Below are 26582 nucleotides of genomic sequence, written 5' to 3'. Positions count from 1 at the left end.
CATTAATCGGCAATCAAGTTCAGCTAGAGCATGCACAACCAATTTACAGTTAATTTTTGGGGAGTCAGGGGCAGTATTGCTTGCCCTGGATCTGAAACGGTTCGTTACGGCGGCAATACACCTTGCGTTGAAATGCGCATCAATGGTCAGCGCTTGATTTTTGATGGCGGCACTGGCCTCCGGGTTCTAGGGCAAAGCATGTTATCCGCTATGCCTGTAGAAGCCTACATGTTTTTTACACACTCCCATTGGGACCATATTCAGGGCTTTCCGTTCTTTACCCCTGCCTTTATTAAAGGCAATCGCTTTCATATCTATGGAGCGATCGCCCCGAATGGCTCAGACGTGGAGCAGCGATTGAATGATCAAATGTTGCATCCCAACTTTCCAGTGCCATTACAAGTGATGGGAGCAGAGCTTGATTTTCAAAGCATTGAAGTTGGTCAGCCTCTGCAAATCGACGATATTACGATCGAAAATGCGCCGCTCAATCACCCTGGGGAAGCCATTGGTTACCGGGTTTCTTGGAAAGATCATGCAGTCGCTTACGTCACCGATACGGAGCATTTTCCAGACCGCTTAGATGAGAATGTGCTCTGGCTGGCTAGAGAAGCGGATGTTCTGATTTACGACGCCACTTATACCGACGAAGAATACCACTCACCCAAGACCAGTAAGGTTGGCTGGGGCCATTCCACTTGGCAAGAAGCCGTCAAAATTGCCAAAGCAGCAGGCGTCAAAAAGCTGGTCATCTTCCACCACGACCCAGTCCACAGCGATGATTTTCTTGATCAGGTGGGTGAACAGGTCGCACGAGTTTTTCCGAATAGTCTCATGGCTTGGGAAGGCTTATCAATTCAGATCACCACTGCGGTTACGTTGCCCGAAGCAGAGTTAGAACCAGAATCAGTCGCCGAAGCAACCATTTCTGCCTCCGCTTAACGGCCTCTACTGCGAGACCCCTGAAGTTAGCTAAAATCTTTGCGTTCACAAGCTCTCGCTACGTGTAAAAATGTAAAGCGTGTGGGTTACTTCTTCGCTAACATCCGTTTTAACACCAACCGCTGTTGCCCTAGGAAACTTTGATGGCGTTCATCGAGGGCATCGGCAGGTTATTCAGCCTGTCTTAAATTCCGTTGCATCCGCTCAGCCACTAACTTCCTTTGTTAAGGATGATTTGTTTACGACCGATGAGCCGAACGAGAGTCTGTTGCTCAGGCCTAGCGCAGCGATCGCGGCGGAAACTAACTCTGAGCTGCCTTACCCTACAGTCGTCACCTTCAATCCCCACCCTCAAGAATTCTTTTCTGGACAACCTAGAGCTTTGCTGACTCCCCTAAACGAGAAGGTTTTGCAACTCCAGGCAATGGGGGTTCGTCAACTTGTACTACTACCGTTCGATCGCGAGTTAGCAGATTTATGCCCCCAAGCATTCGTCGAAGAAATTCTGGTTCAACGCCTCCAAGCCCAACAAATTAGTGTAGGAGTTGATTTTCGCTTTGGACGGCAACGCGCTGGAACTGCCGTAGATTTACAAGCGATCGCCGCCACGTATGGCATTGCAGTTAGTACGGTGCCACTGTGCACTTGTGCAGACGAGCGAATCAGTAGTTCCAATATTCGTACAGCTTTGCAAGCCGGAGATCTGCAACGAGCCAATCGCCTCTTGGGGCGGCCCTACAGCTTGATGGGTCAGGTTGTATGGGGGCAGCAATTGGGTAGAACGATTGGATTTCCCACCGCTAACCTCCAACTACCACCCGAAAAATTTCTTCCCAGCCACGGAGTCTATGCAGTGCAGGTTCAAAGCTCCACCTTGAGCGGCCTACAGACCCCTTGCTCAGCAGTGATGAATATTGGTCACCGTCCTACAGTGAATGGCATTAGTCGCACTGTCGAAATCCATTTGTTAGATTGGGACGGGGATTTATATGGACAGACGTTGATCGTCAGCTTGAAGCACTTTTTACGTCCGGAGCAAAAGTTTGCTTCCTTAGAGGCGCTAAAGACTCAGATTCAAGCAGATTGCTTATCAGCGCGATCGCTCTTGGCTACTGCACCAAGTGTTTAGAACCTAGGCTTCTAAGACCTAGGCTTTTAAAACTCAGTTTTAAGGCGAGTGCCTAAGCCAATCTCTGAGCGCCAACGTCTATCGATCAGCCCTGAGTGAGCATTGAGGCAGTAAATCCAGTAAACTTCCCATCCTCACTTAAGGAAAATCCTGACATGATCAATCAAGGGTCATCCTTAGGGAGCAACAACCAGTCATGCGAGAGCGTATCGAACGGCTAACTCAAAATCTCAGTCAGACGATTGTCGGGAAAGCCGAAGCTATCCGATTAGTTTTAGTCGCGCTCATTTCTGGAGGTCATGCCTTGCTAGAGGATGTTCCGGGGGTGGGTAAAACCCTGCTGGCTAAGTCTTTAGCTCGCTCCATCGACGGCAAATTTCAGCGCTTGCAATGCACCCCGGATTTGTTGCCCAGCGATGTCACAGGCACTAATATTTGGAATCCCCGCTCTGGTGAATTTGAGTTTCTGCCAGGACCTGTCTTTGCGAACGTGCTACTGACTGACGAAATTAACCGGGCCACGCCGCGTACTCAATCAGCGCTGCTAGAAGTGATGGAAGAACGGCAAGTAACAGTAGATGGGACTTCTCGACCTGTTCCTAGCCCGTTTTTTGTCATTGCCACCCAAAACCCAGTTGAGTACCAAGGTACATTTCCACTCCCCGAAGCCCAGATGGACCGCTTTGCCCTCTCCCTGACCCTGGGTTATCCGAGTGAACAAGAAGAATTGCAGATGCTACAACGCTTGCAATCTGGAGTTAGCGTCAACGAATTGCAACCTTGTTTATCGCTAGAAGATATTCAGGAGTTACGACGGTTATGTTCTGCGGTCAAAGTAGAGCCTTCTTTGCAGCAATACATTTTGAACTTGGTACGAGCGACCCGCGAAGATGAGGAAATTACTTTGGGGGTAAGTCCACGAGGAACTGTCGCCCTGCAACGGGCCGCACAAGCTCTAGCCTTTCTAGATGACCGTGATTATGTGATTCCTGACGATGTCAAGTTTTTGGCCCCCTACGTCCTGTCACATCGCATCATTCCTGCTAGGGGTCAACGAGGACGGGCGATCGTCGATCGCTTACTCTACTCTATTTCCATTCCTTAGGCTAAATCTGGGGCCTGATCAAACTCTGGGATATCCAAAGGAATTGTGCAGGCAGGCGCTGAGCTATGTAGCGGCAACGTGACAGTAAACTTGGTTCCTGCATCTAATTGACTGGTGACCTCAACTTGACCGTGATGAGCATCTACACATTTCTTCACGATCGCCAGCCCTAGCCCTGTTCCTGGAATTGTTCCTACATTAGTGGCTCGATAAAATGAGTCAAACAGCCGTTGTTGGTCTTCTTCCGGAATCCCAATCCCTTGATCTTGGATCTGAAAAACTACGAGGTCATTCTTGTAAATCAAGTTCAAGTGAATCGTGCTGTTCGCAGGAGAGTATTTAGCAGCATTAGAAATTAAATTCCCCAAGATATGCCGCAGCAAATTTTCATCCATACAAGCCTCGGTTGCATGACGGCCTGTACTAGTGAACACGAGCTGGTACTGTTGACCAATACTGAGGCGCAGCTCATCTACCAACTCTTGACAGAATTCTTCTAATAACAACGGCATCGGCTGGCACTTCAGTTGGCCCGCTTCAGCTCGACCAATGATTAAAACCTCGTCCAGCAACTCAGTCATCCGTTTAGTAGCCGCATGAATTCGCTTGAAATATTTCGTCTTCTGCTCTTCACTCGCTTTTTGGGTATAACGTTCCAGTAATTCGCTCGATAAGACGATCGCGCTAAGTGGATTGCGGAATTCGTGCGAAACCATAGAGACAAAACTAGACTTAAGCTGGCTCAGCTCTTTTTCCTTGGCTAGAGCGTTATAAATATCAACTTCTGCCCGCTTACGTTCGGTAATATCACGAGAAGAAATTTGGATTTCTTGAATGGTTTGAGTTTCTGAGGATCGAATGGTTTTAGCGGTAGATTCTAGCCAGAGGTAATGTCCTTGCTGATGCCGAAAGCGATAAGACACTGAGTAAGTTTCTGGCAGCTCTAGAATATTGGTATGGACGACACGTACGGCATCAACATCATCCGGATGATGATAATTGTAGGCAGATTTGCCTAATAATTCTTCAGGTTCATACCCTAGCAGCGTACGGCAGGCAGGCGAAACATAGAGAAACGTACCGTCAGGGGTGTGCTGCGAAATCATATCGGTTGAGTTCTCTGCTAGCAACCGAAATCGCTGTTCACTCTCCCGCAAAGCTTGCTCAAATTGTTTGCGCTGGGTAATGTCGCGCATGAAGGCACAGTTATACTCTCGGCCGCGAAATTCTAGGTAGTTCCGAGTCACTTCAACCGCAAATACATGCCCGTCTTTACGGCGGTTCCACGCCTCTAGGGTATAGGAGCCTTGCTGTTTTAGCTGGGACCAATCTTCTTGCCAACTCTCAGGCGAGGCATCAAGGGCAATATCAAAGACTGTCATCACTAACAGTTCGCTCTGGGAGTAGCCGAGCATTTGGCACGCTGCTTCATTGACGTATACAAAGCCAGCATCCGGGCCAGTCCAAACTACGGCTTCCGCCGCATGGTTCACCGTAAATTGCGTAAATTGTAGTGCTTCCTCTACCCGCTTGCGTTCGGTGACATCTCGGACGATGCAAATGAAACCATCCTTGTCGATTGCGGTTAGTGACAACTCTTGATAGAACTTCTCACCATCTTGCTTTTTGGCGATTACCTCGCCCCGCCAAGACCCTTTAGCTTGTAGATCTAAAGCGGCGCGACGAGCCATCCCTTTCAAGTCATCGTCATCGTAGACAAGTCTCCAAGTCTGGCCGAGTAGTTCCGCGGGGCTGTCGTAGCCATAGATCTCGGCATAGGCTTGGTTGAGGTAGATGAATTGCTCATCTTGATTGAGAATTGCCACCCCATCACTCGCGGCTTCAATGGCTGCTGACTGCCGCTGCATAATCTTTAGAGTTTGACTGCGCTCAATGGCGTAGCGAATTGCTCGTACCAGTAAGTTAACTTCAATTTGACCCTTAACGAGATAGTCTTGAGCGCCTTGCCGCAGCGTCTCAATCGCGATCGCTTCATCATCAAGTCCTGTCAAGACCACAATTGGGGTATTGGGAGCAGTGGCATGAACTTGTTGTAGAGTAGCCAAGCCTTGCTCGTCGGGCAGGAAAAGATCTAGGAGTACGACGTCACATTCGTCTTCGCGTAAATAGGTGAGCGTATCGCTCAGTTGCGTTACATGCACTACTTCCCAAGCAGCAACACTGGTTTCAATTTGCAAAATCTTTTGTAAGAAGGTCGCGTCAGTCAGACTGTCTTCTACGAGCAGAATTTTGATGGCTTGAGCATACATAGCGCTGGTGACTTAATCTCAGGAGCAACGTTAGGAAAGCTATAGCTAAGGTTCCCGTTCTAGAAGCGGATCTGCGACTGATCAAGCATAGTTTTTCCACACAGGGTTAAGAATGCTCTTAATTTTGCGCCTAATGTCACTATCAGTACTGTATTTAGCAGCACTCAGAACCGTTTTAGGGTTGAAAACCATAGGTTTTACTCGCCAAAATTCATAAAAACAGCGATCGCAGGCTGAAATACGGCTGACATTGCCCCAGGTTTCATAGTATATTCTTGTCATTTAATAGTACAAAGGTACTATTAAAGCGTTTATCCTAATAATGTGCAGTCAGCTACCCCCTAGTGCCATGAAAGAGCCTGCTCCTATTCGAAAAACTAGAACCTGGACCGGACGCAGCCAACTGAAGCAATCTCCATCGCTCCCAGCGAGTCGGATGATTCAGCTAGCTCATGCAGTGAGCCGAGCTACTGCGATCGAAAAATCCCAAAGTCAGAGGGTTGAATCTGTGCCGCCTCTGGCCGAAATGTCTCCCTCAACTGTAACCTCATCCAATCCGCTGCATAGTTCGCGCGTTAAGCCCAAAGTTTCGGGTGCAGATCCAGCTTTATCAGCGGATGTAGCGAGGCAAATTGAGGCGCAAGCAGTTCTAGTTGAGCAGTTATCTGCTGAGCTAAGAGCGGCGATGGCCCAGCTCAAAACCATGACTCAGAAAACCTACCTAGAGTCTCCTGAAACCATGGACCAAGAGCCGAACCACGCAGTCACTCTGAGTCAAACGCAGTCTGAACAGGCGCTCGCAGCGGTTCCTCAGGATATTGCTTTAGCCAATTCGCCAGAAGCCAGCTTAACCCAATCTCAGCAAAATGCTGCTTCAACCGCTCAGCTATTGCGACGGCTGAGGCATCGGCGGAAACCGAGCGATCGCCTCCGTCCTCGTTGTGTAGAACCAGCTACCACAGCGACTAAACCTCAGATGCGCCACAAACAGTTAAAGGCAATTCGGCGCTATCGTTGGCTGCGCCAAGTGCGTCGTTGGCTCAGTGCTGCCGTCAAGCTACCCATCGGTATGCCTGCTCTACTCAGTGATGCAGCGATGTGGGTAGCGATCGCCGCAGCCGTGAGAGTGGGACTGCAAATGCTCATCCGTACATACCCCGTTCTTTGGTTTCCCGTAGTGCTGCTAGTGGCAGGGGCAGCCATGCTAACCACTCATCAAGCTGTTTTCAAGTCAGCGGTTAGCTCTGTTTGGGGCTATCGGTTGTTGTTGGTTGTCATTGGTTTGCTGCTAGGAGGCCGACTTTAATGCCTGAAATAACAGGGCAGGTGGCGTGGTGAGAAGCAATCGACGTTCCAGAGTCAACCCGTTACCAGTGCCGGAGAAGAGATGAAACGCAATCCTTTTCAGAGGCCAGATTTGAAATCCCTGTTCAAGCCCTTGCTCTTCAGTGGATTTGTGGTTGCAGTTCTTAGTTTGTTACTAGATTTGCACGGAGCCGTTAAAGCCAAAAATCATGGTGAAGTTTGTCAAGAAATTGTGCAATCCAGGGCGGCCCTCTCTAGAGAGCAATTAGCCAAACTCCTCACCGTTCCAGAGCGTGACTCGAAAAGCAAAGTGCAAGGTATTCTTAAAGCTCCCTTCTGCAAGCTGCCCAAGCTAGAAGTGCGTGCGGGTGTGAATGCCGAGCGGGAAGCTTATCCCTTAGAGTTTGACCCGCAAACTTGGTTAGTGATTTTGTACGAGGGCAATGAGTATGCGGGGTATCGGTTTAGTTTTCGTTAGGTTTGCTGTGGCGATCGCCATTTTGGTTCTCTTGCGCCTCGGATGCTCACGGCAGCAAACGACAGAGTTAACCCCTAAAAAAATCCAGTTGGCCCAAACCTGGGAACTCCAACCAGGCAGCGCGATCGCAGGCTACTCGGTCACAGGAGGGCTGGGCGATATTTCGATCGCGCTGAGGGGCAAAACCGTGTTCGCTCCTTTTACCGGATCAACCCAACCTTACCAAGGCAGCTGTGTGTTGTTTTCCAGCGATGAAGTACCTGCCTATCTATTTCGCCTATGTGGACTAAAGCAGCCTCGATTCGGAGAGGTACGGCAAGGCCAACCTCTAGGCAGCGGAGATTATTTACAATTTGCCGCTCTACGCAAACAACCTAACGGTACTTGGGCCTTTGTAGAACCTTCTCGCAACATCCTAGAACGAACGCTTAAACAACCATGAAACAACACCCTTTGGTTGCGGCCAGCTTGCTTGTGGTTACGCTGGGGACAGCTCAGGCTGCACAAGCAGATGATACCAACCTAGACTTTAGCCTTTCCGCCAATCAGTTATCCTCCCCCGCAGTCCTGCACCACGCCGAGCAACCTGTAATCGCGATCGGCCCTCCAGCGGAATTTACAGACTCCAGTGAGTTAAGTTTTGCTCTGGCACCCCCCACAAACACGACTCAAGCCCAGACTAGCCAACCAGCACCTACAGTAGAACCTCCGGCAGCTTCTTCGAGCATTGCCACTGCGGCGCAATCAGCTCCTGTAGATGCAGGTAGCTTGTTCACTGGGGGAGCCAATTCCTTAGTCGCCAAAGCGGTGGGTAGCGCCGAAGGTACCCGAACTCCCGCAGGCGATCGCACCAGTGCTTATTACGGACACGTCGATCCAGGTAATGGCGTTTGGAATCTTGGCTCTTTTTCTTACCAGCATGGTGCTCGCTCTCCCGAAGAAGCTGATGAAAAGCAGCTCAAGCGGTTAGCCAAACAAACAAAGATGGTCCGACAGCAAGCGGCAGCTAAAGGCATGCAGTTAACGCTAGAAGAGGAACTAAACGCGATCGATTTAGCCAATCAAGCTCCCTTAGCAGCTCTCGATCGCGGCGGGTATATTGACTGGCTAGAAGCTGCTCACAAAATGGGCCTACGCGGTTCGGAAGCCGTATTGTGGGCTAGGACGCGATCGTTCCTGAACCCAAATACAGGTCAGTGGAATGCTCCTGGCCTAGGCAACAACGTCTACAGCATTTCGAGCGATCAAGAACGGCGGCAGCAAGCCATTGCCAAAGCGATCGCCCTGCACCAACAACAATTCCAGAGAGCCGAAACAGCCACTACACCGCCCAAGCCAGCCGAAACCGTAGCCGCCGCACCACCTCCAACTCCAGAAGAAGTCGCGACCCAAATTATTTTTCAAGACTTGAACCCGTAACGTTTGTAGCTCCTTCCGCAGCTTCCAAACAATGCAAAAAGTCGAGGGGATTGATCCTACCTCGACTTTTTTAATAGCTTTCTAGAGAGTTTGTACAGAGATCGAAAATCTGTAAGTCAGCGCGATCGCTCAGTCAGAAATATACTTTGAGGTGGAATTGAGACAGGTAAGCCCTAGCCCAAGCGTGAACTTTTCACGGCATAGATCCAGCTATGTAGAAACTGGAGAGCAGTGCTCTTTTATTCCTGCTCTAGCTCTTGCTGTAGAAGATTGGAGAGCTTCCCTCTGATGTGAGCCACTCTTTGGGTATCTTTGGGATACGCCACCAGTTTGACTTCTACTTCAGTAATATTCTTAATTCGAGTCGTCTTTTCCCAGAGCCGCTTTTCTCTCTCGGTCTCATCCTCGTATCGGAACGTAACCGTCTTGTTCGTGACGTCAAGAATTTGGACGTTTTTGATCCAAGTATTCGTACCGCCGAGACAGAGCCAAACATTGGGCTGCCCAATAAGCTCTCGAAGCTTGTCTCTCATAGATTGGCTTTTCCTTGGTAGTGAACTGGGGTGCTGTTCAGTGTCGTTCTCGGTTACTGACAGTTAAACTATTTCTGACCGTGACTATAGAATTCACTAACTTAGTTCCTAAAGTTACCGAGAAAACACGTAATCTAGCAAATTAGCATCTACCTATTTATATAAATTCATGGAGGCAGCTCACCTGATCGTATTTTCTCTGACTACTGCATAGAAAAAAGGCGTACAGCTGACTGCACGCCCTTCAATGGTTTTTGTTGGTTTAGCGATCGCCTGGAAATTAGCGCTTGGCTAGCTTCTTGGTGACTTTACGGAGCCGAATCGATTTAGGGGTGACTTCCACCAATTCGTCGGGACCAATATATTCCAATGCCCGCTCTAGGCTCATATCGATCGGCGCTTGCAACTGCACCAATTCTTCACCGCCTGAAGCTCGGTGGTTGGTAAGCTGCTTGCTTTTACAGATATTGAGATCTAGGTCTTGCTGGCGGTTGTGCTCACCCACAATCATGCCCTTGTACACCTTGGTACCCGGCGTGATGAAGAATGAACCCCGATCTTCTGCGTTCTTCATGGCGTAGAAGGTAGCCGTTCCTTCTTCAAACGCAATTAGTACTCCGTTGCGGCGGGCTTCAATATCGCCACCCAAAGGACGATAATCGAGGAAGCTGTGGTTCATGATGCCTTCGCCACGAGTCAGCCGCATGAACTCACCCCGGAAGCCTACTAGACCGCGCGCTGGAACGACGAACTCTAGCTGAGTGCGACCGTTGGGGCTGACCATCATATTTTGCATTTCAGCTCGGCGCTGGCCCAAACGCTCGATACAGCTACCGACGGCTTCTTCGGGCACGTCAAGCACCAAGTTCTCAAACGGCTCGCAGGGTTGACCGCTGACTTCGCGGTAAATTACCTGTGGTTGAGATACTTGGAACTCATAGCCTTCCCGGCGCATGGTTTCGATCAAGATGCCGAGGTGTAGTTCACCCCGACCCGAAACTAAGAAGCGATCGGGAGAGTCGGTTTCTTCGACTCGAAGAGCTACGTTGGTTTCTAATTCGCGCATCAGGCGATCGCGCACCTGACGAGAGGTGACAAAGTTGCCTTCCTGACCTGCAAACGGTGAGTCGTTCACCGAAAAGGTCATCTGTAAGGTAGGTTCGTCTACCTTGATCAGCGGCAGTGCTTGAGGTTCGTTGGGGCAAGTAATGGTTTCACCGATGTTGGCATTGGCAAAGCCCGCAACTGCTACAAGGTTACCTGCGGTGGCTTCTTCAATATCAATCCGCTTCAGACCTTCAAAGCCCATCAACTTGCTGATTTTGGCCTTAACGATCTCACCCGTCTCTGTTACCAGTGCAGCTTGCTGCCCAACGCGAATCGTACCGTTGTGGATTTTGCCAATTACAATTCGTCCCACGTACTCAGAGTAGTCCAGCGTGGTGACTTGCAACTGCAGAGACTTGCTGGCATCGCCAACCGGAGGTGGAACGTGGCGCAAGAAGGCATTGAAGAGAGGCTGCATGTCTACGCCTTCTTCTTCTAGGGTTTCTTTGGCGTAACCTTCCAAGCCTGAAGCGAACAGGTAAGGGAAGTCGCACTGATCGTCATCTGCACCGAGTTCTAGGAACAGATCCAATACTTTATCGACTGCAGCGTGGGGGTCAGCCCGTGGACGGTCGATTTTGTTGACTAGTACGATGGGGCGCAAGCCTTTTTCCAGGGCTTTCTTCAGAACGAAGCGGGTTTGAGGCATGGGGCCTTCGTTAGCATCTACGATCAGCAGACAACCATCCACCATGCCCAAGACGCGTTCAACTTCACCGCCAAAGTCGGCGTGACCTGGGGTGTCAACAATATTGATCAGAGTTTCTTTGTAGCGAACCGCAGTGTTCTTCGACAAAATGGTAATACCACGCTCTCGCTCCAAGTCGTTGGAGTCCATGACGCAATCCGGAACGTCTTCTCCTTCACGGAATGTGCCAGCTTGTTTGAGCAGTGCATCGACAAGGGTAGTTTTGCCGTGGTCAACGTGGGCAATGATGGCGACATTGCGGATGGGGAGAGACATAGAGGAGTTCCAGCGTTAAGGAATAAAGAGCTAGGATTCTAGAAATTCAAGGCTTCTTGTATTAATTTTTCCCGCAAGAAGCTTAAATCTTCCTGTAAAGAAGATGTAATAATTCTAGCTTACCCGACTGAGGCATGAAAGTTTTATTGAGGTGAGGACGTGGTGAGAAAGCCGCCCACCTTTATGAGAGGTTGGCATCGAAATGCTTGGACAAGGGGCGATCGCAGCTCTCAACGCTTAGGATCACCCCTAAAAATCTTGAGTTTCGCTCTACTTCTATTCGAAGAGACTGCTACGCTCGGCGCAAAGGCTGAATGTTGTTGAACCGAATCAGAGTGTCCGCCTCGTTTAGTTGCTCTGGTTGTTTGGGATCAGAACTACGAATCGTGCGATTGGTCAGCAGATAATAATTGCCGATCCTCTCGTGGGAATCGGTGACATCTTGGGTCAGCAACACTTCTTTCCCTTTAGGATCGCGGAAAGTGGTTTGGAAGTGCTCGGTGAGGTAGCCTCCGGCAGGTGTAATGAACTCCAAGCTATCGACCGTCACTGCCATGCTGCCAAGGGTGCGATTCACCTGGACAATTTTTTTGTCACGGACTTTGTATCGAGACTCGCCGTTATCACCCGTTTCTTGAATTTCAAACGCTCCGTCTTTGTCCGTTCCGGCGAGAGCATAAGTATCCTGGTCATGGCGATCGCCAAAAGCAATCTGCCTACGATGAATGATCTCCATTTGCAATTGATTTTTAACCAACTGACTCACATCTGGGTCATCCATATTTTTCACGGTAACTTGGAAGTCTGGACTGACCTGCGCTAACCCGTGATACAACTGCCCGCCATATTTCAAAGAAACTTCCGCTTGATATCCTGGGAATTTTTCGTTCCAGGTATAGCGCTGTTCATAAGCGTCCCGAAAAATATCGCGAGCTGAAAGTTGAGTTTTGGGCTGGCCTTGGTCGTCAATGGGCATTGGGCCAGCTTGAACAGGGGCTAACCAGGAAAAGCTAGCGATCGCCAGTAGCAAACTAACGCTCCATGCCAAGAGGAAGCGCTTTAATTTTCGCATCATCATGAATCAGTTTTTAAGTGCTAAAGAACGGTCTGAAGTACTTACAAGGAAACAACTCTGTGACTAAAAAGCATCATCCAGAAGAAGCACAATAAAGCGCATGGGTTCCAGCCAGACTTCTCATGATTCAACAAAGTAGATTTTGAAAAGTGATTTTGAGCTAAAGTGCGATCGCAATGGGGCAAGTCGAAGAGGAAAGTTGGGCAGACAATGGCAAAGGTGCGCTTAGAGGGAATTACTCGACAATTTAAAGAGGCGGTGGCGATCGCAGACATCACCTTTGAGGTGCCTGATGGTGAATTCTGGATAATGGTGGGGCCATCGGGCTGTGGCAAGTCTACGATTCTGCGAACCATTGCGGGTTTAGAATCAGCGACTTCAGGCAATCTCTACATTGGCGATCGCTTAGTCAATCAAGTGCCTGCTCGTCAACGCGACGTGGCAATGGTGTTCCAGAACTATGCGCTATACCCACACATGAGCGTGGCGGAGAATCTGGCTTTTGGGCTGAAAATGCGTAAAGCCGACTCCCAAACCATTCAAGAACGAGTCGAATCTGTAGCGCGATCGCTGGATATTGCCCACTTGCTCGATCGCAAGCCTAAGCAACTCTCTGGCGGTCAACAGCAACGGGTGGCATTGGGACGCGCGATCGCTCGTAAGCCGCAAGTTTTTTTACTCGATGAACCGCTTTCTAACTTGGATGCTCAGTTGCGAGATGACACACGGGCTGAACTAAAGCAACTTCATCAACGCTTGGGCATCACTACGATCTACGTCACCCACGATCAAGTGGAAGCCATGACGTTGGCTGACCAAATTGTGGTGCTAAAGCAAGGTTGCATTCAACAAATTGGCGATCCCCAAACTATTTATGCTCGCCCGACTAATCGAATGGTGGCGACGTTTCTAGGCAATCCACCCATGAACATCCTGTCTGCAACCTTCGAGGATAGTGCTTTTCACCTGGCAGGCCAATCATTTACTTGCTCTTCCGCCATTGCAGCTCATCTGCCGTTGTCTCCAGGCCAATCGGTTGAGTTAGGCATCCGTCCAGAGCATTTACAACTGGTGTCTGAACCAGAGGCTCAACACTTCACGGTTGAAGTGAGCATTGTAGAACCGCTCGGACGAGAAATTTTGATCCGAGCAGTTTTGCCAACCCAGCCTACTAGCTCAGCCGCCCAAGCGATTAACCTGCAAGTGAGCCCGGAAATTCGGGTTCGTCCGGGCGATCGCTTGAGCCTCCAAATCGACTTCACTCAACTGTTTATTTTTGATCCTGCTACAGGCGGTCGCCTCTATCCAGCCAGCTAAATCAGTTAACTCAACCAGTTAAACAACTAGACCATTAATAAACTGAGCCGCACAGTGATTTCAATTCAACTTCTGGTTGCCCAATATGGTTTTGGCGACAAAGCAACACCTGTGCCGTTCTCTGCTGGAAGTAAACTCGGTGCGCAAACCAACCGATTGGAAGGCCACCAATAATTCCAAGCAAAATACCAATGGTGAGGCTAGAAATCAAATCCTTGCGTCTAATTCTACTTTTCTCAGCACGCACGTGCTCGTGATCGGTTACCACCACACAACTCCTAAAGACTCATTCTTCTTTAAAGGAAAGCGAAATTACTTTAACTTTGCTTCTCCCTAAGTGATGAACCCTGTGGCAATTGCTGATCTCGTTGTAGCCAAAAGAGGTAGTCGCGCTGAATTTGTGCTCTCACCTAACGCTACGATCGCAGTACTAGCCAATAATTTGAGCAGTAATGGCAAAACATAAGCACCGCGTTTCAATTAAACTGTCCCCAGAACTACGACAGCACCTTAAAACTTACAAAGCGAGTCGAGGAAAGCGATCGCTTGCTGCCGCCGCAGAGGAAATTTTAGCCACCCATTTTCACCTGACCCATTTACCAACTCAGCAAGCAGCAACAAATGGTTCTATAGAGCGAATTGCCACTCTAGAAGCTAGAGTGACCTACCTGAGCGAGCAACTTGAAGCCTTGAAGCAGGCGATCGCTACGAACCAAGCTCATGACTCGGCTCCCAAACCCAATGTGATTCACCCAGCATCGTCTCCGGTAAGCATGCCCGAAGACGATGACGATGATATGTACGACGAGCCAGACGAGATTCTCTATAATTTTTTAGAGCCTGGAGTCCAGCCCTAGCACCGTTTATCTGGGGTATAACCCGTTAAAACTGGGTTATTTGTAAGCTAGCAGTTGCGGCTGAGCAGCAGATGTAGCGACTAACGTCCAGCCTGATTTCATCAACTGCTGGTAAGTAGCCCAACCCTTGGAGCCACCTGGAACCTTGTAATCAGACATCGCATATTGAGGGAAAGATTTGTAAGGTCGCCAAGGCTGAGACGGCTGCATGCGCAAGTGCAGCACTTTTTCACCATCGTCTCCGCCAATCGAGAGCCAGCACATCTGTCCAGTCATATTACTCCTAGCTATTACAATCTAGAGAACTTATGGACGCAGCTTTGCAGTCGCTTTCAGTCATAGCCGCCTAACAAAGCAAAAAGCTGCTACATGTTCAACTTAACTGCTGAACTAGCTTTCTTGTGCATAATCTAGCAAGCCAGTCAAGGTGCTGCAATGTTTATTAATAAGAAGTTTGAATTGTGATATCTCTACACATAGTTCTCAGAATTCTTTGCATATGTGCTTGCCAGAGATCAAAGCTATAAATGTGGTGGAACAGCTATTTCTTTTCACTTAATCGGTTGATAAAGCTAAGAGTTATGAGAAGATAAGCCTCAGTTTGCTGAACTTGATGCCTAGCTCAGTTGAAGCAGCCAAAAGATTCCTTGGAAGTAGTTAATAATGCGTTGTTCTATTTCAAGCCGAGCGGGCCAAGTCATCGCGCAGGGGCGTCTGATGCTGGACAAAGATGAAAATGGAGACCTAAGACTAAACTTCCAAACGGATGGAGGCCGAGTGATCCCAGGAGGTACCATTGGCCCAGATGGAGATCTCGCCTCTGCCAGTCAGGAGTTGTTCCGCCAGTTTCGCTCTACTTGGAGAATGATCGACTGTACTTTGACAGCCAAGTCGGATGGATAAGTAGCGAAAGTTCCTATTAAAAAAACTCAAACTCCCAAGATAGGGGTTTGAGTTTCTAGATGGTTTTGATTATGACAGTCTTGATTATGGAATGAACGAAGAGTGCCCAAGGCGTTTAGTTGTCGTAGACTCGGCACTCAGCAGCGTCTGGATTATCGTCGCAAAACTGTTCCAACGAGTTCTTTTGTTTTGATTGACGTTGATGGGATGCTTCAGCTTGGAGTTCTTCAACCGCATCCCAAGCAGCAGCACATTCGCCGGAAGTGCTACCGCTGGTGTCACAAACGGCACGCGCTTGTTCCCGTTCTTGTTCGATTTGCTTTTGAATATCGCTCATGGATTTTTCGGTTTCGTCTTAGTTGTCTTTGAGCTAGGGTTAGGAACTCGTCAGCTGGTTAGCTTCTGAGATTAAGTATCCTGTCAGGCTATTTAATCAGCTATTTACAGTGATACAAGAGGCTGGGACCAGACAATCAGATTGAGTCTTATTTTTTAAGATTTAGGACTCTCTGCTTAAGGACAGGTCACTCTTGCCACCTCTTAACATAACTATAATGCTAACCCGCGATCGCTTTCCATCACCCTGCTTTCATTTCTGCCTCAGGAAGTAAGTCACCATTCACTGACATGGATGCTGATGCCCCATGGAGTAGATGCTTTAGTTTCTGCAATTTCTAGACTGCAATCTTTCGCATTGATTGTTAGCCTGAGGAAGTAAGCAGATAAGTGGAAAGCGTTCACCCCCAACGCTGCATCTCTACAACTTGCTGTTAGTCCTGATCTCGCTAGATTTAGAGTTCTACTATGCCTGTGCCTCCGTTTGTACCCCCACGCCCCGCTCATTGGTTATCGTTGGCGCTACTACTGACCACCGCCACGGGTTGTAGCCAGGTGGGTACGACGCTGCCAGAGCGATCGCAACCTAGCTCACTACCTACAGAGCAGGCTCCAACGGCTCAAGCGTCAGGCTCCACAAAACAGTTAACAGCGCAGGCTGCATCACCCCAGAACTTAGTTCCTACAGAAACGCTTACACCAACCCCCATCCGCTTAACAGCGGCAGATTTGCCACAGCCCTATGCCACGAATAGCGCCTCCAAAAGCCCAAACGTGGTGGATATTCCCAGCAATCCTTTGTTACGAGTTCCGGCTGGCTTCACGGTAAATGTGTATGCCGAAGAACTCGATAGACCCCGGTGGCTAGCCCTGGCTCCTAATGGCGACGTACTGGTGACTGAGACACGGCAAAATCGCATTCGCCTACTGCGCGATAGCAACAAAGATGGCGTCGCTGATGTGAAAAAAACGTTTGCTGGGCCAAGCAATGGCTTGTTTCTGCCCCTCGGCATGGCTTTTACTCAGGACTCATTTTTCTTAGGCAATACCAATGCCGTTCTGCGCTTTCCTTACCAATCAGGTCAAGAGAAACTTACAGGGCGGGGGCAAGCGATCGCGCAACTGCCAGGAGAGGGCTACAACCAGCATTGGACTCGGAATGTCGTCGTCTCACCCGACCAACAAAAGCTGTATGTCTCTGTCGGTTCTGAAAGCAACGCTGATACCGAACCACTTCCTCGCGCCTCAGTTCAAGTCATGAACCTGGATGGCTCGAACCAGCAAACCTTTGCTTATGGATTGCGTAATCCTGTAGGACTTGATTTTCAACCTGTTACAGGGGCGCTGCATGCCACGGTGAATGAGCGAGATGGGCTAGGAGATGATTTGGTGCCTGACTACCTAACCCAAGTGCAAGCAGGCGAATTTTACGGCTGGCCTTACAGCTACCTTGCCCCCAACTTGCTCGACCCTCGTCATGCTCGCAATGGCCAGAGCGATCGCCCAGAGTTAGCCGCTCAAACCCGGACCCCTGATGTGCTGTTTCAAGCTCACTCTGCTGCTTTAGGGCTTCAGTTTTATGACGGTAAGACCTTCCCCGAAAAGTATCGTAATGGTGCTTTTGTTGCCTTCCGGGGTTCTTGGAATCGCAATCAAGGCACAGGCTACAAGGTCGTATTCGTTCCCTTCAATGCTCAGGGTCGTGCCGCAGGCTATTACGAAGACTTTTTGACAGGTTTTCTCTTAGATCCAAGTGGCCCGACAACTTGGGGTCGTCCGGTCGGCCTCTTGGTGTTACCCGACGGCAGCTTGCTAGTCACCGAAGAAGCCAATGGTCGGATCTACCGTATTCAATACCAAGACTCGTAAAACTCTAACGCACTCGGAACTCAACGACGTCTCGTTTGATAGTGATGTCGTACTTGCCGAAAAAGTCATGACCGAGCAAACCCGTTTCTAGCTGAGGGCCTGCGATCGCTACCAGCAACCCTTGGGCTGTGGCCCCATTGACTTCCATCATATGAATCTTGCCCAAGGGCAGTTCAATCCCTTTGGCACTCGCAGTATCAAACTTTAATTTAGCAACTGGAACCAAGCGCAACATCGCAGCCATGCGCTGGGTGACGACTGTACCGCTAGCCCCTGTATCCACAATCATTTCAAAAGTTTGGTTGCCATTGAAGGTAACTCCAATGATGGGAGTGCCAGCCTCACGCCGCAGAATTTTGGCTTGGAAAACTTGCCCCTCAGGTAAAGTATTGGTTCTCGTAAAGGTGGCTAGAGTGCCATTAGGAGAGTGAGTGTTGCCAGGAGTAGTTCCACAAAGCTTGGACAGATCGATCGATCGGCCAGCAGGGTTAAGCATGTAACAACCATCTAACTCCTGGGCGATCGCCGCAGTTGAGAAGCGAGGTAACAACGGCGACAGAGCAGCAGCCAACACAGCAGTTAGACAGAAGAATCTCAGCATTGCCTCAGCCTTAGAAGTTCTTTTTTAGAATCCCCATTCCAGTGCATTTTTACTCACACTCATTAAAAAATTGCAGGCTGGGCGCTGGGTTATTAAAGAACATACCTTACCGTAAAGCTACTAGAAAGTCATGTAGCCCACCGTTTGACAAGTTCCGCTTCGCGATCGCATCAGTAATATTTTTCGTTTGTTAAACATAAAAAAAGCCCGACTAAAACGCCGAGCCTCTGAGCCATAAGGCTCCTGTGATGATGAGCCTAGTATTCCCGCTCAACCTTTTCGAGTTGCATCTATATGCCTATTTATCTAGCTAGTTTACTTTGGTAGCTGGTAGCACAGCACCCCTTTAAAGGGCGAGTATAAACAGGAACTTACCGAATTAGAACACACGCTGACCTACAGTCTTCCTATGTTGTTTAACATAACCAACTAAAGAAATCAATTGCTTTCACAACTTACCGAGTCAAATCATAAGATCTCTTCATATTAATGTGAAGTATTGCTATCTTTAGCGGTAACAAAGGAAACACCGCCTTACAAGTAACGAACGGCAAATAGCAACGCGATCGCTGTTCCATCTCTTTAGAGCTCAGAATTTAGCCGCACAATCATGGAACCAACGCGCATCCCTAAAGGTTTCCAATGAGGATCAGTAGAAGAGAGCAGGCGATCGCCTGCTATGGCACTGTAGTCATCCGGATACTTATCGCTGGCTTGGGGATTGGCCTGCATCACCAAGGTCAGTTTGCCTACATAACGAGACAACCGCGTATTGTGGAACATTACAGCCCCGCCATAATCCCAGTCCAGACCTGAGATTTGGAAGTTGCCGAGTTGTTTCTGTAAATGGGTGAGAGGAGTGCCCATGCCAATTCCTTCTGCTGTTTTCCAGGCAGAACCGAGTTCCCGGACATGCAGAGGCTTGGCTCGTTTGGTATCTTGCCAAACGACGGTGAAGGATTGTGCTAGACCTAGGTTTACGCGAGTCCCTGGCCACATCCCTATACCTTCTGGCCCGTAGACTGTGCGATCGCTCAGCCGAGACTTACCGAATAGTTTGACTAAATCTTGGTAGGTGGTGGTGCGAGTCACGGGACCAATCCGCTCTCCAGGCACGACCAAAGTATCTTTTAAGATGCTGGGTGAGCTACCCAGGGTGCGAGATGGTAGAGTTGCTGCCTGGGAAGGACGTTCGGGAGGCATGCAAGCATGAGCAGCTTGGATGATGGCCGTTAGACCAAGTGTGAATGAGAACGTTACCAGAGCTATACGGCGATCGAGTCGGAACATGAAGCGAACCTCAAAGGTATATTCTCAGAAGCTGGGTTCTCTATACCTTCAACGCCATCGCCACTTTTCTCGCATACTTAGCAAAATTTCACTCAGGCAATTTCTCAAGTGAGTAATCTCGCCAGTCTGGGAGACCTGGTCACCAATCATCTGAGTCCTAGTCTGAATAGAAGTAAGATCGTTCTTATCAAGCTTTAATTGACTCAACCGAGACTATCCTGTGGAATCCGAAAAAAACGTCCCTCTTGAAGATCAGAACGTTCCAGCCGCTCATCAGGGACTGCATGGTTTTCTGTACAGTTCTGAGGATGAGCATGGCTCAACTACCTCCTCCCTCCCAGTGGTGCCTGAGGGGGCTGAAGTAGTTCCAGTAGAAAATTGGCGATCGCACACTCACAGGGTTAAGGTGGCGGGGGTCTACGCTGTTTTAGATGCTGACCACCAAACCCAGTACATCGGCTACTCCCGCGATGTCCAGCAGTCGCTGGAAGGGCACATCGCCCAGCATGGAGTGGAAGCCTGTGCTTTTATCCGAGTTCAGACCTTTAAGTTTCCGACACGGCAAGCAATGGAAGCGTTGCGAGATGAGTGGCTTGCCGCGCTGGATCAGGTTCCGTCTGGGAATCAAATGGGAGAGGGAACTTGGGCGAAAACAATTGGCGAAGTGGCGCAAGCCAGTATGTCGGCAGCAGAGCGCCAAGCCTACGAAGAGAAAAAGCTCAAGTTACGCAAGGCTATGGCGGATAACACCCTCAGCCATGAATTAGATGCGCAGGCGGCACCGGATGAGTCCGAAGCTGAGCGTCGTCGGAAACTCAAAGCAGCGGTTGAGAATGATAATTGGAGTGGTGTAGTTGAGTCCTAATGTTTGCTCTGCTCGCCCTTGGATGAACCAAACAGGTTTGGAAACAAGCCCCGAAAGGTGCGATCGACTCTTTAATGGCATTGGCTACAAAATCGTTAAATATTCTGATGGGATCTGATCCACTAGCCAAACGCCATTTTCTGCACAGAAAAAGAGATATCCTGCTTGATGCATTGCCGCAGCATCGATCGCAAAGATAACTGGACGACCATGTCTAGAACCGACTTTTCGGGCTGTTTCCACATCTTTGGAAAGGTGAACATGATGCCGCGACATCTTGTTTAGACCTGATTGCAAAATCATTGCTACTGCGCGATCGCCTGTACCGTGATACAAAACATTCGGCGGCACCTGCGGCTCTAGTTGCAGATCAACTTCTACACTATGACCCTGATTTGCCCGGATCAGCGTACCTGTGCCATCGAAGGAGAAACGCTTTTTATCGCTCGTCGCCACTACTTCCGCCAGTTCTTCCCGGCTGAGGGGAAACTGATGTTGAGCGCAGGCTGCAAGCAATTCCTCAACCGCAACCCAGCCACCTGCACCAAGAGCTAAGCCCAGGCGCTCCGGTTGGTGGCGGAGATGTTTGCTGAGGTATTTGCTGACTTTAACTAGGCGATCGCTGTTCATTAAACAAACCGATGCATGAACTCATGAATCAAATCTACTCGTCCCTTCCGCAATAGAGCAGGATCTAAGCGTTCCATTGTGTTGCAGGTCATCAAAACCACAAATCTTTGTTGAGTTTGAATTCTGCCTTCCTCCAATACACTTTGATGCAACGTGCCGTCCAGCAAGCTTAGGATATGTTCGGTTTTGTTGCTACTTTGAGCTGCCACATTCGCGCGGTTTTGCGCCAAGTTATCCGCTTCGTTGATGATCAGACAAATGCGCTCTAGATAAGTGGGTGGAACGAAGTTCTCCACAGCATCATGATCAAGAATAAAGATGACATATCCTAATGGCATCAACACTTCTTTGGCGATCGCTTGAGTCCAAGCCGTTTTGCCTGTTCCTGGCTCTCCATGTACCAGCACTGCCAATTGGCTTTGGTCAAAAACTGCTTGCTGGACGCGATCGCTAAATTCCTGCACATCTGCTGAAAAAGAACGAATAGCGTATTGGCTCTGAATTTGACCAACTCGGCTTTGATAGCCACTCAGCATCACAGCCAGGTTGTAGGTGGCTTTGTTGATCAGGGAATTTAGTTCTCTCTCCAGTAGTGTTAGTCGTCGTCTCCCTGGACCAATGCTTTGAATCTGCAACCAAATATCTTGCTGCGGCCAGTAGGCGTTGACTGTATCAATCGTATCGACCCGCTCCCAACTAATGAACTTCTCAATTGGAAGGTAGAAGTAACGATCGAAGTAGTATTGCGTAATTAGAACAGGTTTTCCTAATAACTCCAATACTTTAAGGATCGTGAGTTCCTGAAGCCGATTTAAAACATAATCAATCGGGATATTGGTGCGGCTGACCTGCTGAAGCACCGGGGTTTCTACCGTCAGTGATGCCACATGGCGGTAATCAGGGCTGGGAGGCTCAGGCGTGATATAGCTCCAGAACTCATCTAACTCATAGCGTGTACCGGAGGAAAAAACACTCAGCAAATTCGCCCATCCGCTATAGTTAGTGCGGCCTAAAGTATCGGCGATCGCACTGGCAATATCCACAGTTTTCTTGGATAGCTCCGCTGAATCGTGCATTGCCAAATGCCACAGAAATTGCCAGTCTAGCTCTCGGTTGAGCGGTCGCCAGCCTGCCCCCAACAAGCCCTGACTTTGGAGATTAGTAGATGTAGTTTGTCCGTCTTGATGATCAAAGTATCGAGTTGCCATATATTTAATTTCCCCAATCCCTCCCTCACCACAGTCAACAGACCAGCACGCGGTAGTAACATTCACAATGCCCGGTACGCTTGTAACCATGCTGGGCATTAGTTATAAGACGGGATTCGAACCCGTTGGCATGGCCCCCACGCCACCAATAGAGCGACTTTCCAGATCGCAAATCCAACTTGCCCAGTTGGCGGGTTGTGCTCGCTTCTGCTGGCTTTGCTACCAACTTGAAGATCCCTCCCCAACCCCTCCCCTGCGAGGAGAGGGGCTTATATTCTCCACTTTCCCTACTAGTAGGGAAGAGGCTGGGGGTTAGGTCCCTCTACTGACCTCAATCAAATCTGTTTGCCAATTGAGTGCCTGAATTTGAGCATCCAGTTCTCGATAGTTTCTTGATAGCCTATCCACTTGGTTCTGGATCTGCGCGATCGCTACTGTACTGAAGAACTTAACCTCCGAACGGGTGTAACGTTCTTGCCGAATAGAAGCTGCATCTACCAAATTGCTATAAACATTCCGCTGCATCTGCAAGGTCTCTCTTTCTGCCAAAGCATCAGAGAGAGTCACATTCTGAAAAGCAGTACGAGCATTGGTTTGGTTGATTTGCTGAATTAAAGCCCTTAGCTGGGCGATCGCAGCATCCAGCTCACTCAGCAATGTTTCTGGATTCTCAGCAGGTTGTTCTCCTTCTTGTACTTTGGCACTCCGTAGCAATCTTTGTTGCAACTGAGCAATTCGTTTTTGACAATCAGCTCTGAGGATCAATGCTTCTGCTAATTTCATTGATTCTCACCTCCTTACACACGCTAGAAATTTAGCGATCGCTCATCTCTAATGCACGGTGAGCGCGATCGCTATTAGTCTTGAGTCAATCAGCATTAATATAATACAATTTATACTACATTATAATACATGTCAAGTACAGTCAGAGGATATCTCGATTACGCAAGTAATTCACGATAAAAGTTAGCGGAGTCGCCAGGGAGATAAGTAGTTGGCTGCAAAGTCAGATGGTTTAACCGCAAGGCTTTAGTGATGCCGATTTGACTGAGAAAATCGAGGTCGTGGGAGATCACCCACAAAGCACCTTGATATTGATTAAGCGCGGCAATCATGGGCTCTACCGTCACAGTATCTAAGTTATTAGTGGGTTCATCCAGGATCAACAAATCCACTTCTGAGATGGTAATCATTGCGATCGCCAGCCGAGCCAGTTCTCCACCACTCAATACGGCGGCCGATTGATGCACCGTTTCATTGAAAAACAGAAAGTGTCCCAGTTGTTGGCGGAGCAATTGGTAGCTCAGTTGAGGATTAGCGGCTTGCATATTCTCTAAAATGGTTTTCTGGCGATCGACTACAGCATAGGTTTGATCTAAATAAGCCGCTTGCAGATCTGTAGCTAGCCGCACCTCTCCTGCTTCCAAAGCCGCTTCTGTTGCTGCTAATCCCAAGATCGCTTTTACTAAGGTCGATTTGCCAGAACCATTAGCTCCCAGCACAGCAATCCGATCGCCAGTTTTCACATGCAACCGGATGTCTTTGATCAAGGTACGATCGCCCACTCTCAAATCAGCGCCTTGGATATCAATCAGATTTCTGACTTTGCGTAGCTTCTCCTCCAGCCGAATTAGTGTGGCTTTTGAGGTTCTGATTTTGGTCTCTGCTAGCCTCTGCTGCGCTTGAACTAGAGCTATGTCATGTTTTTTGGCCGCAGTTCCCGCTGTAGCTGAGGCGCGGTTGGCAAAATAGCGTTTGGCCGCTTTGCCCATGCTGTTGTCGAGTGCTTGTAATTGTCCTTCTCGTTGCGATCGCGCTGCCCGTTGTTGCTCTTTTAGCGCCGCTTCTTTGGCTCGCTTTAGTTCTTTTTTGGCGACCTCATGGGAGCGTTGGGCATTCTCCTGGGCGATCGCTTTTTGTTCTTTGTAGAACGAGAAGTTACCTCCATAAACCTGGATACCTACTGGCGTCAATTCCCAAGTAGTGTTAGCGACTTGATCCAAAAAGAAAGGTTTATGGGAGACAATCACGAAAGCGCCAGAAAACTGATGGAGAAATTGTTTCAGGGTTTCCAGTGCTGATAGATCCATATGATTGGTTGGTTCATCTAGCAGCAATAGGCGTGGCTCTTGCGCCAAACCAACTGCTAGAAATAACTTGGTCAGCTCACCACCGCTGAGATTTGCGATTGAGAGGGAGAGATCTACAACTGTTGCTAATTTGGTTTCTAGGATGTCAGCGATCGCCCACCAGTCATCACAGATCGAGCTGAGCCATGCCAACACTGTCTGTTGTTTTTGCTCTAGGGGTAATGTGCTGATTTGCGGCAAATAGTAGATGCTGTCTTTTTGGTAAACAGAGCCAGAACTTGGTTGCACCAGTCCTGCTAAAAGCTGTAATAACGTAGACTTGCCAACACCATTCGGACCCACGAGTGCAATCCGATCGCCCGCTTGAATGCTAACGTCAATTTCCTGAAATAAGGTTCTATCTGCCGTTAAGTTGTAACTGAGATTTTCTGCCCGTAAGAGAACTCTAGATTCCATCCCAAAACCTCAACTTGGATAAAGCGATCGCGAATATTCCAAGTGAGATTCTTCATGGCTCTGTTCTCCAATCTATCTACGAAAAAAATTAGATCTAGTTGATCGATCTCGAACTACAACTCTACAATAGCCGATTCCAGATGCTCCTTATTGAGGGGCGATCGCGCTGGCAGGAATTCCTTTTGGCATGTTAGTTGCAGCATCTAACTCGCCCTGAAACTTCTCGCCATAAAAAGCCGCAGAAATTTGGATTTGCCCAATGATGTGACGGTTGAACTCTGCAAGTTCTTCGGCTGGTACCCACAGTTCTTGGCAGATCGCACTACCCACTACCTGCACTGCAAACTGCTGCACATAGGCATCCTCAACTTCAAATTGAGTCACAAAGCCCGCAAAGCTATTGCTCTTAGTATTCCAATCGCGTGCAATCTTCTCTGCATACTCAAAGTTGAGAACTGGATAGAAAATGGGTTGTTCTAGCAGGCGCGGCGGAAATGCCTTGAAGCTTGATTGAGCAATTAATTCCAGTTCTTTGAGTCCCACAGGACGATAGAGCAGCATAGTTTTGCAGTACCGAATTCACAGACCTGAATTTGACAGGCAGATTTATACTACAAATATACTACACCTTCGATAAAGAGTGTCACTGCTCCGAGTTGTTTAAGACTGTAGTCGCCGCGATCGCTTGTAAAGCCTGAGCTGTATCCTGCGGCAAACCAGCGGTGTAGTCCAATCCCTCAGGGCTTTTGCGGTAGACCACAGCGTAAAACACGCAAGCAGCCAGGTAAGAGCCCGCTAAGCTGGGATGACTGCCATCACTCTCCCACAGTTGCAGATTTGGCTGCTGTGCTAGTGCAGTTTGCCAAGCCATGCCGACAGGTGCTACTAGAAGATTACGTTCTTTGGCAATTTTGAGATAACCTGCCTGTAACTGTGACTGCATGGTGGCAAAGTCTGGGTGTCCCACTTCTGCAAATCCATCTCGGCGACCCCAAGTCATGAACAGCAGCGTGCGAGCACCTGCTTGCTGGATCTGATCGTCCAAAAGGCGGACGGCAGGATACATTTCTTGGGTTCGATTGGGTTCAACCGAAGGCACGACACTTTGCTCCTGTAAGACCACAAAGGTCCACTTTTGTTGTCCTATTTTGTACAAAGTAGAAGCTGAGGTCGCATGTTGCAACAGCTTCCAACCTCCCTCCGCCACCATATCTACAACGATCGCTTGCCCACCTGATTTCGCTAACTCCGCTAAGATTTGCGGCAAGTTATTTTGATAGGTATAGCTATTCCCAATGAATAAAATAGATGAGGTTGGTTTAGGTTCTGGCTTAGGTGTGCTGGCACATCCCATTACTAACCCGATGACTAATACCTGACAAATCAAACGACGCGCTACTAATAACCGTTTATGCTGAGGTCTCCAGTTCATAAAGTGCTCCCACAACAATCTTCCAGCCATCGTTTTCTCGCCGCATTGTGTAAGCCAAACCGAAGCGCTCTAATTTCTGTCTATTTTCTTTAAAGCGAATGACAATGCCTTTCACAGTAGCAAGGCGATCGCTCAACTGATCAACGCTGAGAGATTCAGCTTCACTGTAGGCATACCCCCGAAATTTGAGCTCCGCCATGACAGCAGTGAACACGACAAAACCTTCGATCCAGTTCTTCACAGTTACTACTTTGTCCGGCGAAATCAAGATAGCTGGGTAGTGATAAAAAGATAGAACTGATAAGGGGTTGAGGCTTTCGAAGGTTTTAGCGTATTGGTTAAATGTATTCAGAATGTTGTTTGAGTCGTCAATCATGAGCAGTTTGGGAATGAAGGATAGA

The 26582-nt window shown here is 48.8% G+C and carries 28 protein-coding genes; 12 read left to right on the top strand and 16 right to left on the bottom strand.

What is annotated here, in order from left to right; translation table 11 throughout:
* Positions 1 to 30 precede the first annotated feature (30 nt).
* From H6F68_RS09600 to H6F68_RS09590, 3 genes are all read left to right on the top strand, one after another.
* On the top strand, positions 31 to 942 hold the full coding sequence (locus tag H6F68_RS09600) for an MBL fold metallo-hydrolase (RefSeq protein WP_190558471.1): 912 nt from the start codon (positions 31 to 33) through the stop codon (positions 940 to 942).
* 79 nt (positions 943 to 1021) lie between these two features.
* Positions 1022 to 2071 carry a bifunctional riboflavin kinase/FAD synthetase gene (locus tag H6F68_RS09595; RefSeq protein WP_190558469.1) on the top strand — a complete coding sequence of 350 codons (1050 nt, stop codon included), beginning with the start codon at positions 1022 to 1024 and terminating at the stop codon, positions 2069 to 2071.
* A 196-nt stretch (positions 2072 to 2267) separates the two neighbouring features.
* Positions 2268 to 3176, top strand: a complete 909-nt coding sequence (locus H6F68_RS09590; protein ID WP_190439029.1) for a MoxR family ATPase — start codon at positions 2268 to 2270, stop codon at positions 3174 to 3176.
* Here the strand turns inward: H6F68_RS09590 and H6F68_RS09585 are convergent.
* Positions 3173 to 5446, bottom strand: a complete 2274-nt coding sequence (locus H6F68_RS09585) for a PAS domain S-box protein (RefSeq protein ID WP_190558467.1) — start codon at positions 5444 to 5446, stop codon at positions 3173 to 3175. The genes H6F68_RS09590 and H6F68_RS09585 overlap by 4 nt on opposite strands.
* A 349-nt stretch (positions 5447 to 5795) precedes the next feature.
* Here H6F68_RS09585 and H6F68_RS09580 point away from each other — a divergent pair, with 349 nt between their 5' ends.
* From H6F68_RS09580 to H6F68_RS09565, 4 genes are all read left to right on the top strand, one after another.
* On the top strand, positions 5796 to 6752 hold the full coding sequence (locus H6F68_RS09580; protein WP_190558465.1) for a hypothetical protein: 957 nt from the start codon (positions 5796 to 5798) through the stop codon (positions 6750 to 6752).
* An 81-nt stretch (positions 6753 to 6833) separates the two neighbouring features.
* Complete coding sequence (locus H6F68_RS09575) at positions 6834 to 7229, top strand: hypothetical protein (protein ID WP_190558463.1); 396 nt, start codon at positions 6834 to 6836, stop codon at positions 7227 to 7229.
* Complete coding sequence (locus H6F68_RS09570) at positions 7201 to 7671, top strand: hypothetical protein (protein WP_190558461.1); 471 nt, start codon at positions 7201 to 7203, stop codon at positions 7669 to 7671. Before H6F68_RS09575 ends, H6F68_RS09570 begins: the two co-directional genes overlap by 29 nt.
* Positions 7668 to 8648: a hypothetical protein gene (locus H6F68_RS09565; protein WP_190558459.1), complete on the top strand. Its 981-nt coding sequence runs from the start codon at positions 7668 to 7670 to the stop codon at positions 8646 to 8648. The genes H6F68_RS09570 and H6F68_RS09565 overlap by 4 nt, the downstream gene beginning before the upstream one ends.
* A 239-nt stretch (positions 8649 to 8887) precedes the next feature.
* On the opposite strand, the gene H6F68_RS09560 is transcribed toward H6F68_RS09565, so the two are convergent.
* The 3 genes from H6F68_RS09560 to H6F68_RS09550 form a co-directional block, all read right to left on the bottom strand.
* The gene (locus tag H6F68_RS09560) at positions 8888 to 9181 is read right to left on the bottom strand and encodes a DUF6679 family protein (protein WP_190439045.1); all 294 of its coding nucleotides are present in this window, start codon (positions 9179 to 9181) and stop codon (positions 8888 to 8890) included.
* 280 nt (positions 9182 to 9461) lie between these two features.
* Positions 9462 to 11252, bottom strand: a complete 1791-nt coding sequence (gene typA, locus H6F68_RS09555; RefSeq protein ID WP_190439047.1) for a translational GTPase TypA — start codon at positions 11250 to 11252, stop codon at positions 9462 to 9464.
* A gap of 292 nt (positions 11253 to 11544) precedes the next feature.
* Positions 11545 to 12330, bottom strand: coding sequence for a DUF3386 domain-containing protein (locus H6F68_RS09550; RefSeq protein WP_190558457.1), 786 nt, complete (start codon positions 12328 to 12330; stop codon positions 11545 to 11547).
* A gap of 207 nt (positions 12331 to 12537) precedes the next feature.
* Here H6F68_RS09550 and H6F68_RS09545 point away from each other — a divergent pair, with 207 nt between their 5' ends.
* Entirely contained in the window at positions 12538 to 13644 is a 1107-nt protein-coding gene (locus H6F68_RS09545) for an ABC transporter ATP-binding protein (protein WP_190558455.1), read from the top strand.
* Positions 13645 to 13678: 34 nt separating this feature from the next.
* Here H6F68_RS09545 and H6F68_RS09540 read toward each other — a convergent pair whose 3' ends face one another.
* A complete protein-coding gene (locus tag H6F68_RS09540) occupies positions 13679 to 13912 on the bottom strand; it encodes a hypothetical protein (protein WP_190558453.1) in 234 nt (77 codons plus the stop codon).
* Between the two features lie 184 nt (positions 13913 to 14096).
* Between H6F68_RS09540 and H6F68_RS09535 the strand changes: the two genes are divergently transcribed.
* Positions 14097 to 14501: a hypothetical protein gene (locus H6F68_RS09535; RefSeq protein ID WP_190558451.1), complete on the top strand. Its 405-nt coding sequence runs from the start codon at positions 14097 to 14099 to the stop codon at positions 14499 to 14501.
* A 36-nt stretch (positions 14502 to 14537) separates the two neighbouring features.
* Here the strand turns inward: H6F68_RS09535 and H6F68_RS09530 are convergent, their stop codons facing one another.
* Positions 14538 to 14777 (bottom strand): hypothetical protein, encoded by a 240-nt coding sequence (locus H6F68_RS09530; protein ID WP_190439058.1) that lies wholly within the window; start codon positions 14775 to 14777, stop codon positions 14538 to 14540.
* 387 nt (positions 14778 to 15164) lie between these two features.
* Between H6F68_RS09530 and H6F68_RS09525 the strand changes: the two genes are divergently transcribed.
* A complete protein-coding gene (locus H6F68_RS09525; protein WP_190552029.1) occupies positions 15165 to 15404 on the top strand; it encodes a hypothetical protein in 240 nt (79 codons plus the stop codon).
* A gap of 115 nt (positions 15405 to 15519) precedes the next feature.
* On the opposite strand, the gene H6F68_RS09520 is transcribed toward H6F68_RS09525, so the two are convergent.
* Positions 15520 to 15741 carry a Calvin cycle protein CP12 gene (locus H6F68_RS09520; protein ID WP_190439069.1) on the bottom strand — a complete coding sequence of 74 codons (222 nt, stop codon included), beginning with the start codon at positions 15739 to 15741 and terminating at the stop codon, positions 15520 to 15522.
* A gap of 467 nt (positions 15742 to 16208) precedes the next feature.
* Here H6F68_RS09520 and H6F68_RS09515 point away from each other — a divergent pair, with 467 nt between their 5' ends.
* Positions 16209 to 17609, top strand: a complete 1401-nt coding sequence (locus H6F68_RS09515) for a sorbosone dehydrogenase family protein (protein WP_190439070.1) — start codon at positions 16209 to 16211, stop codon at positions 17607 to 17609.
* A gap of 4 nt (positions 17610 to 17613) precedes the next feature.
* Here the strand turns inward: H6F68_RS09515 and H6F68_RS09510 are convergent, their stop codons facing one another.
* Positions 17614 to 18210, bottom strand: a complete 597-nt coding sequence (locus H6F68_RS09510) for a TIGR02281 family clan AA aspartic protease (RefSeq protein WP_190558449.1) — start codon at positions 18208 to 18210, stop codon at positions 17614 to 17616.
* Positions 18211 to 18792: 582 nt separating this feature from the next.
* Positions 18793 to 19500 (bottom strand): hypothetical protein, encoded by a 708-nt coding sequence (locus tag H6F68_RS09505; protein ID WP_199300002.1) that lies wholly within the window; start codon positions 19498 to 19500, stop codon positions 18793 to 18795.
* A gap of 220 nt (positions 19501 to 19720) precedes the next feature.
* On the opposite strand from H6F68_RS09505, the gene H6F68_RS09500 reads away from it, so the two are divergent.
* Complete coding sequence (locus H6F68_RS09500) at positions 19721 to 20365, top strand: GIY-YIG nuclease family protein (RefSeq protein WP_190558447.1); 645 nt, start codon at positions 19721 to 19723, stop codon at positions 20363 to 20365.
* An 84-nt stretch (positions 20366 to 20449) separates the two neighbouring features.
* Here the strand turns inward: H6F68_RS09500 and H6F68_RS09495 are convergent, their stop codons facing one another.
* The 7 genes from H6F68_RS09495 to H6F68_RS09465 all read right to left on the bottom strand — a co-directional run bounded on the left by H6F68_RS09495 (position 20450) and on the right by H6F68_RS09465 (position 26557).
* A complete protein-coding gene (locus H6F68_RS09495; RefSeq protein WP_190558445.1) occupies positions 20450 to 20995 on the bottom strand; it encodes an RNA 2'-phosphotransferase in 546 nt (181 codons plus the stop codon).
* Complete coding sequence (locus H6F68_RS09490) at positions 20995 to 22203, bottom strand: AAA family ATPase (protein ID WP_190558443.1); 1209 nt, start codon at positions 22201 to 22203, stop codon at positions 20995 to 20997. Before H6F68_RS09490 ends, H6F68_RS09495 begins: the two co-directional genes overlap by 1 nt.
* 312 nt (positions 22204 to 22515) lie before the next feature.
* Positions 22516 to 22986, bottom strand: a complete 471-nt coding sequence (locus tag H6F68_RS09485; protein ID WP_190558441.1) for a DIP1984 family protein — start codon at positions 22984 to 22986, stop codon at positions 22516 to 22518.
* Positions 22987 to 23144: 158 nt separating this feature from the next.
* Positions 23145 to 24749: a ribosomal protection-like ABC-F family protein gene (gene abc-f, locus H6F68_RS09480; RefSeq protein ID WP_190558439.1), complete on the bottom strand. Its 1605-nt coding sequence runs from the start codon at positions 24747 to 24749 to the stop codon at positions 23145 to 23147.
* Positions 24750 to 24896: 147 nt separating this feature from the next.
* The gene (locus tag H6F68_RS09475; protein ID WP_190558437.1) at positions 24897 to 25310 is read right to left on the bottom strand and encodes an ADP-ribosylation/crystallin J1; all 414 of its coding nucleotides are present in this window, start codon (positions 25308 to 25310) and stop codon (positions 24897 to 24899) included.
* An 82-nt stretch (positions 25311 to 25392) separates the two neighbouring features.
* The gene (locus tag H6F68_RS09470) at positions 25393 to 26181 is read right to left on the bottom strand and encodes a DUF4886 domain-containing protein (RefSeq protein ID WP_190558435.1); all 789 of its coding nucleotides are present in this window, start codon (positions 26179 to 26181) and stop codon (positions 25393 to 25395) included.
* The gene (locus H6F68_RS09465; RefSeq protein ID WP_190558434.1) at positions 26159 to 26557 is read right to left on the bottom strand and encodes a hypothetical protein; all 399 of its coding nucleotides are present in this window, start codon (positions 26555 to 26557) and stop codon (positions 26159 to 26161) included. The genes H6F68_RS09470 and H6F68_RS09465 overlap by 23 nt, the downstream gene beginning before the upstream one ends.
* Between the last annotated feature and the right edge of the window lie 25 nt (positions 26558 to 26582).

The organism is Trichocoleus sp. FACHB-262, from assembly GCF_014696035.1.
Classification (GTDB): Bacteria; Cyanobacteriota; Cyanobacteriia; order FACHB-46; family FACHB-46; genus Trichocoleus.
This window is presented reverse-complemented; position numbering and strand designations above follow the sequence as displayed.

Coding starts and splice junctions, on each gene's coding strand:
- H6F68_RS09520 (WP_190439069.1), bottom strand. CDS start 15,741: ATGAGCGATATTCAAAAGCAAATCGAACAAGAACGGGAACAAGCGCGT.
- H6F68_RS09485 (WP_190558441.1), bottom strand. CDS start 22,986: ATGAAATTAGCAGAAGCATTGATCCTCAGAGCTGATTGTCAAAAACGA.
- H6F68_RS09535 (WP_190558451.1), top strand. CDS start 14,097: ATGGCAAAACATAAGCACCGCGTTTCAATTAAACTGTCCCCAGAACTA.
- H6F68_RS09490 (WP_190558443.1), bottom strand. CDS start 22,203: ATGGCAACTCGATACTTTGATCATCAAGACGGACAAACTACATCTACT.
- H6F68_RS09510 (WP_190558449.1), bottom strand. CDS start 18,210: ATGCTGAGATTCTTCTGTCTAACTGCTGTGTTGGCTGCTGCTCTGTCG.
- H6F68_RS09600 (WP_190558471.1), top strand. CDS start 31: ATGCACAACCAATTTACAGTTAATTTTTGGGGAGTCAGGGGCAGTATT.
- H6F68_RS09585 (WP_190558467.1), bottom strand. CDS start 5,446: ATGTATGCTCAAGCCATCAAAATTCTGCTCGTAGAAGACAGTCTGACT.
- H6F68_RS09575 (WP_190558463.1), top strand. CDS start 6,834: ATGAAACGCAATCCTTTTCAGAGGCCAGATTTGAAATCCCTGTTCAAG.
- H6F68_RS09470 (WP_190558435.1), bottom strand. CDS start 26,181: ATGAACTGGAGACCTCAGCATAAACGGTTATTAGTAGCGCGTCGTTTG.
- H6F68_RS09590 (WP_190439029.1), top strand. CDS start 2,268: ATGCGAGAGCGTATCGAACGGCTAACTCAAAATCTCAGTCAGACGATT.
- H6F68_RS09565 (WP_190558459.1), top strand. CDS start 7,668: ATGAAACAACACCCTTTGGTTGCGGCCAGCTTGCTTGTGGTTACGCTG.
- H6F68_RS09475 (WP_190558437.1), bottom strand. CDS start 25,310: ATGCTGCTCTATCGTCCTGTGGGACTCAAAGAACTGGAATTAATTGCT.
- H6F68_RS09550 (WP_190558457.1), bottom strand. CDS start 12,330: ATGATGATGCGAAAATTAAAGCGCTTCCTCTTGGCATGGAGCGTTAGT.
- H6F68_RS09495 (WP_190558445.1), bottom strand. CDS start 20,995: ATGAACAGCGATCGCCTAGTTAAAGTCAGCAAATACCTCAGCAAACAT.
- H6F68_RS09570 (WP_190558461.1), top strand. CDS start 7,201: ATGCGGGGTATCGGTTTAGTTTTCGTTAGGTTTGCTGTGGCGATCGCC.
- abc-f (WP_190558439.1), bottom strand. CDS start 24,749: ATGGAATCTAGAGTTCTCTTACGGGCAGAAAATCTCAGTTACAACTTA.
- H6F68_RS09530 (WP_190439058.1), bottom strand. CDS start 14,777: ATGACTGGACAGATGTGCTGGCTCTCGATTGGCGGAGACGATGGTGAA.
- H6F68_RS09580 (WP_190558465.1), top strand. CDS start 5,796: ATGAAAGAGCCTGCTCCTATTCGAAAAACTAGAACCTGGACCGGACGC.
- typA (WP_190439047.1), bottom strand. CDS start 11,252: ATGTCTCTCCCCATCCGCAATGTCGCCATCATTGCCCACGTTGACCAC.
- H6F68_RS09525 (WP_190552029.1), top strand. CDS start 15,165: ATGCGTTGTTCTATTTCAAGCCGAGCGGGCCAAGTCATCGCGCAGGGG.
- H6F68_RS09515 (WP_190439070.1), top strand. CDS start 16,209: ATGCCTGTGCCTCCGTTTGTACCCCCACGCCCCGCTCATTGGTTATCG.
- H6F68_RS09505 (WP_199300002.1), bottom strand. CDS start 19,500: ATGTTCCGACTCGATCGCCGTATAGCTCTGGTAACGTTCTCATTCACA.
- H6F68_RS09560 (WP_190439045.1), bottom strand. CDS start 9,181: ATGAGAGACAAGCTTCGAGAGCTTATTGGGCAGCCCAATGTTTGGCTC.
- H6F68_RS09545 (WP_190558455.1), top strand. CDS start 12,538: ATGGCAAAGGTGCGCTTAGAGGGAATTACTCGACAATTTAAAGAGGCG.
- H6F68_RS09465 (WP_190558434.1), bottom strand. CDS start 26,557: ATGATTGACGACTCAAACAACATTCTGAATACATTTAACCAATACGCT.